A 14,404-nucleotide genomic window follows, 5' to 3' on the forward strand; every position below is an offset into this window, starting at 1 on the left:
TTCGCTGATGGCGCCTTAGCTGGCGGCGTGCACTTTGCGGTGCAGGATGGAGGAGAACTCCTCCGCGAAGGTCTCATAGCTGGACAGCAGCCACTCTGCCTTGGCGGAGTAGCGGTTGTAGGCCATCACCGCAGGAATGGCGGCAAACAGCCCCATCGCGGTAGCCACCAGTGCCTCGGAGATACCCGGCGCTACGGTGGCGATGGTCGCCTGGTGCATGGTGGCAAGTCCGCGGAAGGAGTTCATGATGCCCCACACGGTGCCGAACAGACCGATGTAGGGACTGACGGAACCCACGGTGGCAAGGAACGGCAGGTTCATTTCCACCTTCTCCTGCTCCCGGGACATGGCCACGCGCATCGCGCGCTCGGTACCTTCCATTACCGCCGCCGGGCTGCTCTTGCCCTGCTGGCGCAGACGGGTGAATTCGGTGAAACCCGCGCGAAACAGGGATTCGACACCGTCGATCTTGCCCTTTTCCGCCGCGGCATTGCCATCGCGAAACAGCTGGTTCAGGTCCGAACCGGACCAGAACCGGCGCTCAAAATTGATCATGGCCTTGCGCGCGCGGGACAGGTAGGTACCGCGCTGGATGATCATCACCCAGGAGACGACTGAGGCCATGAGCAGCATCAGCATTACCAGCTGTACCAGCAGACTGGCGCTGGAAATCAGCCCCCACAGAGAAAGTTGTTCACCGGCATTCATGTTGTTAACTCACTGCCTTCAATGCTTGATAGATGGATTCGGGTAGAGCGCACGGTTTGCGGCTGGCGTCGTCGACGCAGGCCACTTTGACCACACCCTCGCAAATAATTTCATCGCCGCGCCAGATTTTCTGTTCAAAGGTAACGGCGGCACGCCCCAGCTTGCCGATGGCGGCACTGGCCTGCAATTGGTCGTCTAATATTGCAGACTTTTTATACTGAACCTGCGCTGAATGGACGACCAGTAACAGGCCCTGCTGTGGCATTGCGGGCTTATCATAGCCGAGAGCGCGGACCAATTCTGTGCGGGCGCGCTCCATATACTTTAGATAATTTACGTAATACACGATGCCGCCAGCATCGGTATCTTCGATGTAGACACGAATGGGAATTTGAAAGGGTTCTGACACAAATTGTCCTTAAATCGCCGACCGCGAACTCGGTTTTTCTTGTCTTCTGCGGTTTTGGAGCCGCCGTAAACTCATTAGAAGTGCCGGCGGCGACCAACGATGGACACCATGCTACAGGATGACGACCGGTTCGTCAGGCCCGGTCAGGCTTGGGAATACCGAAATGTTCATACGCCAGCGCGGTCACTACCCGCCCGCGGGGGGTGCGGGTGATATAGCCCTGCTGGATCAGATAGGGTTCGAGCACATCTTCGATGGTATCGCGCTCTTCGCTGATGGCAGCAGCGAGACTATCTACTCCCACCGGGCCGCCATCAAACTTCTCGATCATGGTGAGCAGCATGCGGCGATCGAGCTGATCGAAACCGCGCGCGTCCACATTGAGCATATTGAGCGCGCGATCGGCAGTTTCAGCACACACATGACCGTTGCCTTTCACTTCCGCATAGTCGCGCACCCGACGCAACAGGCGGTTGGCGATACGCGGGGTACCGCGAGCACGGCAAGCCACTTCGCGGGCCCCGCCCTCATCCATCTCCACGCCCATCAGGCGGGCAGACCGGGCAACGATGCTGGTGAGGTCGTCGATATTGTAGAACTCGAGTCGCTGCACAATGCCAAAGCGATCCCGCAGCGGCGAGGTGAGCAGGCCCGCACGCGTAGTCGCGCCCACCAGGGTAAACGGCGGCAGGTCGAGTTTGATCGAACGTGCAGCCGGCCCTTCACCGATCATGATATCGAGCTGGTAGTCCTCCATCGCCGGATACAGCACCTCCTCCACATGGGGGCTCAGGCGGTGGATCTCGTCGATAAACAGCACATCACCGGGTTCCAGGTTGGTCATGATGGCCGCGAGATCGCCGGCTTTTTCCAGTACCGGACCGGATGTGGTCTTGATCGCCACCCCCATTTCGGCGGCGATGATGTTGGCCAACGTGGTCTTACCGAGACCGGGCGGCCCGAATACCAGAGTGTGGTCCAGCGCTTCGTTACGCAACTTTGCCGCCTGGATAAAAATTTCCATCTGCTCGCGCACCACCGGCTGGCCGACGTAATCGGACAGGGATTTGGGGCGCACGGCGCGGTCGTACTGCTCTTCCTGGCCGGAGGGGCCGATGGGTTCAGGGGCGATGAGTCGATCGGCTTCAATCACGGGGCATTCTCAAAAATTCAGGCTCAAAAATTCAGGCTCAGATAATCAGGCCGGAGCCATGCTCTTAAGGGCGTGTCGGATCAGGGTGGCACTGTCGGCGTCGGGCTGATCCTTGGCCGCACGGGCGACCATTTTGCTGGCGTCGGTGGGTTTGTAGCCCAGGGCGACCAGAGCACTTTCGGCTTCGCCAGCGTGGTCCATTTTGGGTTCGGCATTCACCGCCAACAGCGGGATGTCCCCAAGGTCGCCGGCCTGCGGGGTGAGCTTGCCGCGCAGTTCGATGATCAGGCGTTCGGCTGTCTTTTTACCCACACCGGGCACTTTCACCAGCGCACCGACATTGTCGTCGGCCACGCAGCGTGCCAGCGCGGCGCCGTCGAGACCGGAGAGAATCGCCAGCGCCATTTTCGGACCGACACCGTTGACCTTGATCAGGATACGAAACAGCTGGCGATCGGATTCGCGGATAAAACCGAATAGCTGCTGGGAGGTTTCCGATACCGCCAGGTGGGTGTGCAGCTGTACATTGCCGCCCAACTGAGGCAGTTCAAAGATGGTGGTCATGGGGGCGAGCACTTCGTAGCCAACGCCCTGGACGTCTAGCAAAAGTTGCGGTGGCTGAACCGCAGCCAGTTTACCGGTGAGTCTTCCGATCATTGTTGTTCCAGATTTTATTCAAGGTTCCGGGATAGGCGTCTTTCAGACCAGTCAGGTAACACTCAACCGCCCGCGCCGGAATCTGGCGCGCGAGCCTGTGGAGGCCTGAATCAGCGTCTGCATGGTGTGCATGTGGCAAAGCGCCACTGCAAGCGCATCCGCGGCGTCTTCCTGTGGTGACGCCGGCAGTTTCAGCAGGGTTTTCACCATGTGCTGCACCTGCAGCTTGTCCGCCGCACCGTTGCCCACCACAGCCTGCTTCACCTTGCGTGCCTCGTACTCCGACACTGGCAGATCCGCATTGGTGGCGGCGACGATGGCCGCCCCTCGCGCCTGCCCCAGCTTCAGAGCCGAGCCAGCACTCTTGGACATGAATACGTTTTCGATGGCCATCTGCTGCGGTTGATACTGCTGGGCGATCTGACTGACCGCATCGAAAATGAGCTTGAGGCGCTCCGGCAGCGGGGCATCCGGTATGCGGATTACACCACTGGCCACATAGCGTGCGTTCGAGCGCTCCACATCGATCAGGCCGTAGCCGGTCTTGCGCGAGCCGGGATCTATCCCCAGGATTCGGGTCACGGCTGCCAGCCCCCTGTACATTTATACAATTCTGGCGGGAAGTGTCCCAAGGTGATCGCGGGGCGTCAAGGCGAATGGGGAGTCTCGATGTCGAGATACAAAAATGCCCCGACATGCGGGGCACTTTTAACGAAAGACGAAGCCGAGGACTCAGTCCAGCTCCGCCATTACCTCTTCCGGGATATCTGCATTGGTATAGACGTTCTGCACATCGTCCAGATCTTCCAGCATGTCCACCAGTGCCATCACCTTCTCTGCGCCCTCCTTGTCGAGGGCTACGGTGGTAGACGGGATCATTGCGATCTCCGCGCCGCCTGGGGCAAATCCCGCTGCGGAAAGCGCCTCTTTTACCGACATGTAATCGGTAAACTCGGTGGTCACTTCGATACTGCCGTCGTCGCTGGTAACGATATCCTCGGCACCGGCCTCCAGCGCGGCTTCCATCAGTGCATCCTCATCCACGCCGGACTCGTAGAACATCTGGCCCTTGCGGGAAAAGAGATAGGCCACGGAGCCATCGGTTCCCAGGTTGCCGCCGCGCTTGGTGAACGCGTGGCGCACCTCGCTGACGGTGCGGTTGCGGTTGTCGGTGAGGCACTCCACCAGCACCGCGACACCGCCAACGCCGTAACCTTCGTAGGTCACGGATTCGTAGTTGTCGCCGTCATTGGCGCCGGCACCGCGGGCAATCGCCTTGTCGATGGTGTCGCGCTTCATGTTCGCGCCCAGGGCCTTGTCGATGGTGGCACGCAGGGTGGGGTTGTCATCCGGGTTTCCGCCGGCCTTGGCGGCGACGGTCAGCTCGCGAATGATCTTGGTGAAAATCTTGCCCCGCTTGGCATCCTGTGCGGCCTTGCGGTGCTTGATATTGGCCCATTTACTGTGTCCCGCCATCGTCAACTCCCCCGATTTGGCTCCGAAATCCATAGCTTAAAAATGAAAAAGGCTTCCGGTGGCGGCCGGAAGCCTGGACCAGAAGCCGGGTGGGCTTAACCCACCTGCTCCTCTTTGCTGCGCAGGCGAATGCTCAGCTCGCGCAGTTGTTTGGCATCTACTGCGCCCGGTGCATCGGTCATCACACAGGCCGCGCTCTGGGTTTTCGGGAAAGCGATGACGTCGCGGATGGAATCGCTGTTGGTCATCAGCATCACCAGGCGATCGAGACCGAAGGCCAGACCACCGTGGGGCGGCGCACCGTATTTCAGCGCATCCAGCAGGAAGCCGAACTTCTCACGCTGCTCTTCCGCACTGATGCCCAGTGCACGGAATACGATCTGCTGCATCTCCTGGTTGTGGATACGGATAGAACCACCACCCAGCTCGGTGCCGTTCAGTACCATATCGTAGGCGCGGGACAGCGCTTCCAGCGGGTTCTTCTCCAGCTCGTCCGCAGGACAGGACGGCGAGGTGAACGGGTGGTGCAACGCGGTAATGCTGCCATCGTCGTTCTCTTCGAACATGGGGAAGTCCACCACCCACAGCGGCGCCCACTCGGCGACGTACAGGTTCAGGTCTTCGCCCAATTTGCAGCGCAGGGCGCCGAGCGCCTCGGTCACGATTTTGCCCTTGTCGGCGCCGAAGAAGATCAGGTCGCCGTTCTCCGCATGCAGGCGGTCGAGGATGGCTGCGCGCACCTCGTTGGGCAGGAATTTGACGATCGGCGATTGCAGGCCGTTTTCCAGGTCGGACTTGTCGTTGACCTTGATATAGGCGAGGCCCTTGGCACCGTAAATACTGACGAACTTGGTGTAGTCGTCGATCTGCTTGCGGGTCAACTTGTCGTTGCCGCCCGGCACTTTCAGCGCGGTGACACGGCCCTTGGGGTCGTTCGCCGGGGCGGAGAACACCTTGAAGTCGACCTCGGTCATCAGGTCCTTGATGTCCACCAGCTCCAGCGGAATGCGCAGGTCCGGCTTGTCGGAGCCAAACTTGGCGATCGCTTCGCTGAACGGCATGCGCGGGAACTCGCCCAGCTCCACACCTTTCAGCTCTTTGAACAGCTTGCGGATCATGCCCTCGGTGATGGACATGATGGCGTTTTCATCGAGGAAACTTGTCTCGATATCGATCTGGGTGAATTCCGGCTGGCGGTCTGCACGCAGGTCTTCGTCGCGGAAGCACTTGGCGATCTGGTAGTAGCGGTCGTAGCCGGACACCATCAGCAGCTGCTTGAACAGTTGCGGGGACTGCGGCAGCGCGAAGAATTTGCCAGCGTGGGTACGGCTCGGCACCAGGTAGTCACGGGCACCTTCGGGTGTGGCGCGGGTCAGGATCGGGGTTTCGATATCCAGGAAACCCTCGCCATCCAGGTAATTGCGGATGGCATTGGTGATCTTGGAGCGGAACCGCAGGTTGCGCTGCATTTCATTGCGGCGCAGGTCCAGGTAGCGGTATTTCAGGCGCACGTCCTCGCCGACAGCGGTGTGCTCGTCCAGCTGGAAAGGCGGGGTTTCCGCAGAGTTGAGGATTTCCAGCTGCAGACCGTACACCTCGATCTCACCGGTCACCATATTCGGGTTGACCGCTTCCGGCGCGCGCGCGCGCACACGGCCGGTAACCTTGAGAACGTACTCGCTGCGCACGCGGTCCGCCATTTTGAAGTGTTCGGCGGTATCCGGATCAAACACCACCTGAGCGATACCATCGCGGTCGCGCAGGTCGATGAAGATCACCCCACCGTGATCGCGGCGGCGGTCTACCCAGCCACACAGGGTTACTTCGCGGTCAATATCGGCGGATCGCAGGGCGCCACAATAATCGGTGCGCATGGAGTCTTATTCCCTTAGTCAGTAGTGTTGAATCAGCTTGCTTTGGCAGTGCCGGAGGTGGATGTGCCCGCACTGGCTGCCGGCTTGTCCTTGTTCGGTTTGGCGGCGTCCCCCGCCAGGTTCTTCTTGCTGCCGGTCTTGAAATCGGTCTCGTACCAGCCACCGCCTTTGAGCCGGAATCCGGCCGCGGAAATTTTCTTGCTCAGTTCCGCCTGATTGCAGGCAGGGCAGTCTGTCAGCGGCGCATCGCTCATACGCTGCAGGGCTTCCAACTGATGGCCACAGGCCTTGCACTGGTATTCGTAGATAGGCATGGTTTCTACCCGAAATCTCACGGCATTCAAAGGGGCGCAGATTATACATGAGCCCCCCGAAGGGAAGAAGTTACCTGCATCGCGCGGCCACAAAGCCAGCTCTACCCGCACCGAAAGGCTAAATTCCGGCCAAAACCCTATAAAAATGCACTTTTTTTCCAATTTTCCCCGATGCGCGCGGATAAAAACTGGATATACTCAGTTCAGTACTTGGGAACCCCCTGTCGTACTGGAGAATCCGACCGATTTCCGGAGCTCCCGAACCACTTTCACTGGAAAAACACTGATATAGAAGGAAGCTAACGATGGCCGCACGCAAGACCGCCGCAGCTAAGAAAGCCCCCGCCAAGAAAGCTGCAGCCAAAACTGTAGCCAAGACTGCAGCTAAAAAGGCTCCAGCCAAGAAGGCAGTAGCTAAGAAACCAGCAACCAAGGCCGCTCCGGCCAAGAAGATGGCTGCAGCCAAAGAAAAGTTCACCAAAACCCAAATTCTGAACCACATTGCCGAGACCACCGAGCTGTCCCGCAAGCAGGTTCAGGCGGTTCTGGACGAGCTGACCAATGTGATCGAGAGCCACGTATCCAAGAAAGCGGTGGGCGAATTCGCCCTGCCGGGTCTGCTGAAAATCACCACCGTGAAGAAGGCGGCCAAGAAAGCGCGAAAGGGCATCAACCCCTTCACTGGCGAAGAGACCATGTTCAAGGCCAAGCCTGCGAGCATTCAGGTAAAAATCCGTCCGCTGAAGAAGCTGAAGGAAATGGCCGAGTCTTGATTCTCGCCGCTTTCCGCCACGAAAACCCCGCTTTTGCGGGGTTTTCTGTTTGTATGCCCGCGGCGTAAAATGGTCGCCCTCTAAATTTCCCAAATTCACCGACAGTAAAGAAAGCCCTATGCGCGCCTCCCGCTATCTGATCGCCACCCAGAAAGAAACCCCCAATGACGCAGTGGTCATCAGCCACCAGTTGATGCTCCGCGCCGGAATGATCCGCCGCCTGTCTTCTGGCCTGTATACCTGGCTGCCCACCGGTCTGCGCGTGCTGCGCAAGGTGGAGCGCATCGTGCGCGAAGAAATGGACCGCGCAGGCGCGCTGGAAGTGCTGATGCCAGTGGTGCAGCCGGCGGAGCTGTGGGAAGAATCCGGCCGCTGGCAGCAATACGGACCGGAGCTGTTGCGCATCCAGGATCGTCACGACAACCCCTTCTGCCTGGGCCCGACCCATGAGGAAGTGATCACCGACCTGATCCGCACTGAGGTCAGCAGTTACAAGCAGCTGCCGGCGAACTTCTACCAGATCCAGACCAAGTTCCGCGACGAGATTCGCCCGCGCTTCGGCGTGATGCGCGCCCGCGAGTTCACCATGAAGGATGCCTACTCCTTCCACCTTAACGCGGACTCCCTGCAGGAAACCTACGATGTAATGCACGATGCCTACTGCCGCATCTTCGATCGCATCGGCCTGGATTATCGTCCGGTACTGGCTGACACCGGTTCCATCGGCGGTTCCCACTCCCATGAATTCCACGTACTGGCCCAGAGTGGCGAGGACGATATCGCGTTTTCCACCGTGAGCCGTTACGCGGCAAACGTGGAACTGGCGGAGGCCGTGGCGCCCGCCGGTGAGCGTCCGGCCCCGTCCAAAGAGATGGCGGAGCTGCACACCCCTGGCCAGAAAACCATTGCCGCACTGGAAGAGGCGTACGGTATTGCTGCCAATTCTTCGGTGAAAACCCTGATCGTACTGGGCGAGACCGAGGAAGAAGGTGCGGAAGCTCCGCTGGTGGCACTGGTGCTGCGCGGTGATCACGACCTGAATGAACTGAAAGCGGAGAAGCTTTCAGGCGTTGCCAGCCCGCTGCAGTTTGCCCCGGAAGCGCGCATTGCCGCGGAACTCGGTTGCGGAATCGGCTCACTCGGCCCGGTGGGTATGAAAATCGATGTGATCGTGGATCGCGCCGCGGCGCATCTGGCGGACTTCGTATGCGGTGCCAACAAGGATGATTACCACCTGACCGGTGTGAACTGGGAGCGCGACGTGGCAATTGCCCGCGTGGAAGACCTGCGCAATGTGGTTGCCGGCGATGTGAGCCCGGATGGCCAGGGCGTGATTGAAATCAAGCGCGGTATCGAGGTTGGCCACATTTTCCAGCTGGGCAACAAGTACAGCAAGGCGATGAATGCCACCGTTCTGGATGAGAACGGCAAAGAACAGGTGATGGTGATGGGCTGTTACGGCATCGGGGTTTCCCGGGTTGTGGCGGCGGCCATCGAACAGAACTACGACGATGCGGGCATCATCTGGCCGGAAGCCATCGCGCCGTTCCAGCTGGCGATCGTGCCGATCAATATGCAGAAGAGCGAAGCGGTTACCCAGAAATGTGAGCACATCTACGAAGCGCTCACCGCGAAAGGTATCGATGTGCTGCTGATGGACGAACCGAAGGCGCGCCTGGGTGCCATGCTGGCGGATGCGGAGCTGATGGGTATTCCGCACCGCATCGTGGTCGGCGACCGCGGTCTGGAAAGCGGCAAGATCGAATACAAGGGCCGTCGCGATTCTGAGAATTCAGAGTTTTCTGCGGATCAGATCGTAGAAATTCTTCTCTCGAAAATCGCTCACTAATCTAGAGCGACTCTCGCAACCCTCTGCACTCCGTTAACTGGCCCGGTGGCGGCCCAGCACTGGGGGGAGGGTTTCGAAACCGCTGTGAATACATCCCTGTACGCTGCGTCGGCGACGTCCCTGTCGCCGACGCTTTCGAAACCCTCCCCCCAGCACTTGGCCTTCGCGATCAGCAAAGTGCTCTTTTCGCTTTGTCCGAAGTAACGCACCTCGATGCGAAGGGCCTGATACCGGGTGCACCCTTGCGGGACCGTCTGCGGCCAGGACGGCCGCAGCCGAGCCCCCATGGATGGGTTCACGGCGTGTCCCGCAAGGGTGTACCCGGTAGCAGGGCCGCCACTCCGCCAGCTTCCTCGCGAAGTACCGAAATTCCAAACCTTCCCGTAAAATCCCACCTCATGATAAGAACAACCCTCGCCACACTCCTGCTGTGCCTGTTCAGCACTACTGTGTCCGCCCAAGTAAAGATGGTGGACCCGGAGGTATTGGAAGCACTGAAGACTGCAGTGACCGAAGCCGACTCCTTTGTCGACCGCTTCGATGCGGAAGTGTGGTTGATGGCCAAGTCCCAGCCGCTGGCGCGCTATATCAAAGATCCACAGCAGCGCATGCACGTGCTCAAGGCCATCCATCGGGAGGCCACCCGCGCCGGGTTGCAACCGGAAATTGTCCTTGCCGTAATCCAGATCGAGAGCGCCTTCGACCCCTACGCCGTCTCCCGAGTGGGCGCCCAGGGCATGATGCAGGTGATGCCGTTCTGGAAAAACGAGATCGGTCGTCCGGACGACAATCTGATCAACATGGACACCAACCTCCGCTACGGCTGCACCATCCTCAAGCACTATATTCAGAAAGCCAAGGGCAACATGGCCAATGCGCTGGCCTATTACAACGGCAGCTATGGCCGGCACACTTACAGCAGCAAGGTGCTTGACGCTTGGGCGGAGCGCTGGCGTTAACCTTCAGCAGAAAAGACCGATGTCGCGAGGTATCAATTGACCCATAGTTTTTTTACCGGCGTTGCCTGCGGGTTGCTGCTGTTGGCGGCAGCGAGACTTGCGATCGGCCACCGGCGCCGGGACAACCGCTGGATACTGATCGTAATTTTCGGGGCCTTTCTCTATCTGCTGCGCCCGCTGCTGAAAGATGTGGACCCGCATCTGGAGCTGCTGATTGATCTCCCCACCATGCTGATACCCGGCGCATTCTGGTTATTCACACACCAGCTGTGCAGCGAGCGTGAACAGTTTCCGTCCTGGGGATGGGGGCTGATAGGCGTCGAGTTGCTGATCGATTTCGCCAGCCAACTACATATTCATTCTTTTTTCTATTTGCTGACGCAGCCCTTCAAACTGGGGTTAATTGGAGCTGGACTGGCAACACTTTTGCGGCAATTGCAAAACGATCTGGTTGCCGAACGGCGGTTACTGCGCATAGCCCTGCTGATCGCTATCGGCAGTTATATGGTGGTCGTGGTATGCGCGGAGTTTTTGTTTTCCTATTTCCCCGTACCCAGTGGCATCGCGGCGATGCACGCACTGATGGCCAGCGTACTCGCCTTCAGTGCATGCCTCTGGCTACTGGCTCTGGCCCCCAATGCACTGGATGAATCGCTGCCGCCGCGCCCGGCGACAGAATCCGAAGAAGAAATGGATAGCTCGATTGATATGGCTCCGCCGATACCGGAGCCGCTGGATGACAGTCAGCGCGAACTGCTGGAGCGGCTGCAAAAACATATGGATAGCGGAGGTTACCGCAAAACGGGACTGACCATCCGCGAGCTGTCGGAGACTCTCGACGCCAGGGAACATGTTTTACGGGTGCTGATCAATAAGTACCTGGGGTTTCGCAATTTCAACGAATACCTGAACCAGTACAGAATTGACGAAGCCAGCCGGCGCCTGGCATCCCCCAAGGAAGCGCACTTGCCGGTGCTCACCATAGCGCTGGATATTGGCTATCGCTCCCTCAGCCCGTTCAACGCTGCATTCAAGCGTCGACACGAAATGACCCCGACAGAATTTCGTCGGGAACAGTTGCCGGCGTGATTGTTTCCGCGCGAAGGGACACAAAGTTTTGATTTGTAAAATCCGCTGGCGGAAATTCAGGAAAAATCGTACGTCATAATTTTATCGGTGGCCACGAGCCAAAATACGCCTCGTAGACCACACTTTATGTTGCAGGACCTGCTCTAAAGACATTTAGCCCAGTCACCACGTAGTCTGCAGATCAGGCTCCTGCAAACCGGTCATGACTTGGGCGAGGACATGAACTGGATCAGCGCCTTGTAGTCGTCTTCACTGCAGTCGGAGCACATGCCCCCGGCCGGCATGGCATTAAGTCCATTCTTGATGGAATTCAGCAGTGCATCCGTCCCCTTGTCCAGGCGGGGCTTCCAGGCTTCCACGTCGTGTAACTTCGGCGCGTTGGCCACTCCGGTGTCGTGGCAGATATAGCAGCTCGACTTGTACTTGTCTTCCACCGCATCCGCTACCACCAGGCCGCTCATGGCCATACCGCCAACAAGAAAACATACTGTTGAGAGCATCGAAGCTTTCATCACATTTCTCCCTAGATTTCACTGCTCGTAATCGTGGTTATCTGCCAGTCAGATGAATCCAGAACAGAGTTTAGATGGCTTTACGCGTCAATAACCACAACTTTTTACTCCCCTACCCCCTCATTAGCCAAAAACTTTCCCACTGCGCCACCCACCATTCTGCGATTCATGGACTATGCTCAATGGCATAAGAAACTTTCCCGCAGCCCCAGCTATAACACCATAAGCCGGAGTTCACCCATGACGCTGCATTGGATCAGAGATCCCAGTGCCCACTTTGCCCTGATCGGGGCATTGCTATTCGCGATCAATAGCCTCTTCCAGGACGGCAGCCAAGTCGCTGATGGCGAAGACATCGTCGTCAACGAAGCCCGTGTAAGCCACCTCGCCGGGATCTTTGAGCGCGGCTGGCAGCGCCCACCGCAGCCGGAAGAACTGCAGGGGCTGATCGACGACTTCGTGCGCGAGGAAGTCCTCTATCGCGAAGCGGTAAAGATGGGGCTGGATAAGAATGACACCGTGATCAGGCGGCGGATGCGCATGAAAATGGAGCTGCTGGCCAGGGATCTGGTGAACGCCGTAGAGCCCTCGGAGCAGGTGCTGCGGGATTATCACCAGCGCAATATCGAGAAGTACACACTCCCCGCCCAGTACAGTTTTGAACAGATTTTTCTCGACAGCGACAAGCGACCACAGGTGGCGGAAGACGCTCGCCTGGTCCTGACCAAACTCACCGCTGGCGGCAACCCGCGCAAGCTCGGCGACAACAGCCTACTGCAGTTCCAGTTTGATGCAGCCAGCACCGAGCAAATCGACCGTCAGTTTGGCGCGGATTTTTCCCAGCAGTTACTGGAACTCCCGGAAAACGAGTGGACCGGCCCCCTCACCTCCGCCTTCGGCGAACACCTGGTAAAAATCTCCACACGGCAACCACAGCGGGAGCCGGATTTCAGTGAAATTCGCACCGATGTATTGCGCGACTGGCAACTGGACGAGCAGAACAAGATTCTGCAAACCCAGTACGAAACCCTGCGAGCCAACTACCGGGTTCAGATCACAGCACCGCCCATCGAAGCACATTCCACCGAGGTTAGCAGGCAATGAAAAAATTCCTGATCCTTGTTGTCGCACTGCTGTTACCCGCCCTAACCCAAGCACATGAATTGCGCCCGGCGTCGCTCAGTATCATCCAGAGTACCGCGCAGACCTTTGACGTCACCTGGCGGGTACCGGCGCGCGGTGATCTGCGCCTGTCGCTGAATGTGAAATTTTCTGAAAACACCGAAAAACTCGGCCTGCCCAAGGCGCAGTTTGCCGGCGGCTATTATGTGGAGCGCTGGCAGATCCAGCACCCGGGGGCTCTTGTCGGCAGCAGTATCGAGATCGAAGGGCTGACGAATACCATGACCGATGCGCTGGTGCGTATCAGCTGGTTAGATGGTCGCGAACAGGTGAGCCGCCTGATGCCTGATAGCCCCCTGCTTACGGTTACGGATCGCGCCGGCTTCGGTGAGATTGCCGGCACTTACTTTGCGCTGGGTGTAGAGCACATTCTGCTTGGCGTCGACCACCTGCTGTTTGTGCTGGCGCTGGTGGTGCTTGTCACTGGCCGGCGGCAACTGGTTTTCACCATTACCGCGTTTACGCTTGCCCACAGTATTACCCTCGCGCTGGCGGTACTGGGGATGGTGTCGGTACCCCAGGGCCCGGTGGAAGCGGTGATCGCGCTCAGTATTGTGTTTGTGGCGGTGGAAATCCTGCACAAGCTGGAGGGGCGCAAAACCCTGGCGATTCGCAAACCCTGGTTGGTAGCGTTTGGATTCGGGCTGTTGCACGGGTTGGGATTTGCGGGGGCGCTATCGGAAATCGGGGTCCCCACACACGCGATTCCGCTGTCGCTGGCGGTATTCAATCTTGGAGTCGAGGCTGGACAGCTCGCGTTTATTCTCGCGGTGAGCGCACTGATGCTTCTGCTGCGGCGCACGCCGCCGGTACACGAATGGGAGATCCGCACCGGGCACACGGCCACGGTAGCTTCCGCGTTACCCGTGGCCTATATCGTCGGCGGGCTCTCAGCCTGGTGGCTGATCGATCGCACGATTGCGCTGGTGGTTTGAGGTTTAATCCTGGAACAAAAGTTCCAGGGGATAACCGGTAAACGGCTTGGTTTTCTCAATGACCAGATGGGATGTCATACGGGTAATGGCGGCGTCTTCGTCCGCCAGCAACTGCTCGGAGACGCGGTTGAAGTCCCCGGCATCCGGGCACACAAACCGCAGCATGTAATCGAATTCCCCGGACATTTTCACACAGGACACGATCTGCTCGATCTTGCTGATGGCACGGCGGAAGCTTTCGCTGGTTTTGGAATCCTGGCGCTTCAGCGCCACGTTCACGTAGAACTCCGCGTGGCGCACCTTGTCCAGATTTACCTCTGCGTGAAACTCGCGAATAAACCTTTCATTGGTGAGTTTCTTGACCCGCGCCAGGCAGGCGCTCTCCGACAGGCCTATCTCATCCGCCAGGTTGAGATTGCTGATACGGGCATTGGTTTGCAGAACTTCGAGAATCTTGAGGTTGTGACGATCTATTTTCACGCTAAATTTACGCTTAGTAAGCAACAGTGAATGT

Annotated in this window: 16 protein-coding genes; 6 read left to right on the top strand and 10 right to left on the bottom strand. The window is 58.4% G+C overall.

The window, feature by feature from the left end:
* Positions 1–15 precede the first annotated feature (15 nt).
* From tolQ to R5R33_RS05415, 8 genes are all read right to left on the bottom strand, one after another.
* Positions 16–708, bottom strand: coding sequence for a protein TolQ (gene tolQ / locus R5R33_RS05380; protein ID WP_318955017.1), 693 nt, complete (start codon positions 706–708; stop codon positions 16–18).
* Between the two features lie 4 nt (positions 709–712).
* Positions 713–1,117 (bottom strand): tol-pal system-associated acyl-CoA thioesterase, encoded by a 405-nt coding sequence (gene ybgC / locus R5R33_RS05385; RefSeq protein WP_318955018.1) that lies wholly within the window; start codon positions 1,115–1,117, stop codon positions 713–715.
* Between the two features lie 133 nt (positions 1,118–1,250).
* The gene (gene ruvB, locus R5R33_RS05390) at positions 1,251–2,270 is read right to left on the bottom strand and encodes a Holliday junction branch migration DNA helicase RuvB (protein WP_318955019.1); all 1,020 of its coding nucleotides are present in this window, start codon (positions 2,268–2,270) and stop codon (positions 1,251–1,253) included.
* Between the two features lie 45 nt (positions 2,271–2,315).
* Positions 2,316–2,927, bottom strand: coding sequence for a Holliday junction branch migration protein RuvA (gene ruvA, locus R5R33_RS05395; protein WP_318955020.1), 612 nt, complete (start codon positions 2,925–2,927; stop codon positions 2,316–2,318).
* Positions 2,928–2,978: 51 nt separating this feature from the next.
* Entirely contained in the window at positions 2,979–3,509 is a 531-nt protein-coding gene (ruvC, locus tag R5R33_RS05400; protein WP_318955021.1) for a crossover junction endodeoxyribonuclease RuvC, read from the bottom strand.
* Between the two features lie 150 nt (positions 3,510–3,659).
* Positions 3,660–4,403 (bottom strand): YebC/PmpR family DNA-binding transcriptional regulator, encoded by a 744-nt coding sequence (locus R5R33_RS05405; protein WP_318955022.1) that lies wholly within the window; start codon positions 4,401–4,403, stop codon positions 3,660–3,662.
* Positions 4,404–4,498: 95 nt separating this feature from the next.
* On the bottom strand, positions 4,499–6,277 hold the full coding sequence (aspS, locus tag R5R33_RS05410) for an aspartate--tRNA ligase (RefSeq protein ID WP_318955023.1): 1,779 nt from the start codon (positions 6,275–6,277) through the stop codon (positions 4,499–4,501).
* 32 nt (positions 6,278–6,309) lie between these two features.
* Positions 6,310–6,591: an FmdB family zinc ribbon protein gene (locus R5R33_RS05415; RefSeq protein ID WP_318955024.1), complete on the bottom strand. Its 282-nt coding sequence runs from the start codon at positions 6,589–6,591 to the stop codon at positions 6,310–6,312.
* Between the two features lie 305 nt (positions 6,592–6,896).
* Here R5R33_RS05415 and R5R33_RS05420 point away from each other — a divergent pair, with 305 nt between their 5' ends.
* The 4 genes from R5R33_RS05420 to R5R33_RS05435 all read left to right on the top strand — a co-directional run bounded on the left by R5R33_RS05420 (position 6,897) and on the right by R5R33_RS05435 (position 11,261).
* Positions 6,897–7,364 carry an HU family DNA-binding protein gene (locus R5R33_RS05420; RefSeq protein WP_318955025.1) on the top strand — a complete coding sequence of 156 codons (468 nt, stop codon included), beginning with the start codon at positions 6,897–6,899 and terminating at the stop codon, positions 7,362–7,364.
* 118 nt (positions 7,365–7,482) lie between these two features.
* Complete coding sequence (locus tag R5R33_RS05425) at positions 7,483–9,213, top strand: proline--tRNA ligase (protein ID WP_318955026.1); 1,731 nt, start codon at positions 7,483–7,485, stop codon at positions 9,211–9,213.
* Between the two features lie 398 nt (positions 9,214–9,611).
* The gene (locus R5R33_RS05430) at positions 9,612–10,172 is read left to right on the top strand and encodes a lytic transglycosylase domain-containing protein (protein WP_318955027.1); all 561 of its coding nucleotides are present in this window, start codon (positions 9,612–9,614) and stop codon (positions 10,170–10,172) included.
* Positions 10,173–10,208: 36 nt separating this feature from the next.
* A complete protein-coding gene (locus tag R5R33_RS05435) occupies positions 10,209–11,261 on the top strand; it encodes a helix-turn-helix transcriptional regulator (RefSeq protein WP_318955028.1) in 1,053 nt (350 codons plus the stop codon).
* A 200-nt stretch (positions 11,262–11,461) separates the two neighbouring features.
* Here R5R33_RS05435 and R5R33_RS05440 read toward each other — a convergent pair whose 3' ends face one another.
* Positions 11,462–11,773: a c-type cytochrome gene (locus R5R33_RS05440; protein WP_318955029.1), complete on the bottom strand. Its 312-nt coding sequence runs from the start codon at positions 11,771–11,773 to the stop codon at positions 11,462–11,464.
* Positions 11,774–12,013: 240 nt separating this feature from the next.
* Between R5R33_RS05440 and R5R33_RS05445 the strand changes: the two genes are divergently transcribed.
* On the top strand, positions 12,014–12,877 hold the full coding sequence (locus R5R33_RS05445) for a peptidylprolyl isomerase (protein ID WP_318955030.1): 864 nt from the start codon (positions 12,014–12,016) through the stop codon (positions 12,875–12,877).
* Positions 12,874–13,890, top strand: a complete 1,017-nt coding sequence (locus R5R33_RS05450) for a HupE/UreJ family protein (RefSeq protein ID WP_318955031.1) — start codon at positions 12,874–12,876, stop codon at positions 13,888–13,890. The genes R5R33_RS05445 and R5R33_RS05450 overlap by 4 nt, the downstream gene beginning before the upstream one ends.
* 3 nt (positions 13,891–13,893) lie before the next feature.
* On the opposite strand, the gene R5R33_RS05455 is transcribed toward R5R33_RS05450, so the two are convergent.
* Entirely contained in the window at positions 13,894–14,370 is a 477-nt protein-coding gene (locus tag R5R33_RS05455; RefSeq protein ID WP_318955032.1) for an Lrp/AsnC family transcriptional regulator, read from the bottom strand.
* Positions 14,371–14,404 lie beyond the last annotated feature (34 nt).

The sequence above is a fragment of the Microbulbifer pacificus genome (genome assembly GCF_033723955.1).
Lineage (GTDB): Bacteria > Pseudomonadota > Gammaproteobacteria > Pseudomonadales > Cellvibrionaceae > Microbulbifer > Microbulbifer pacificus.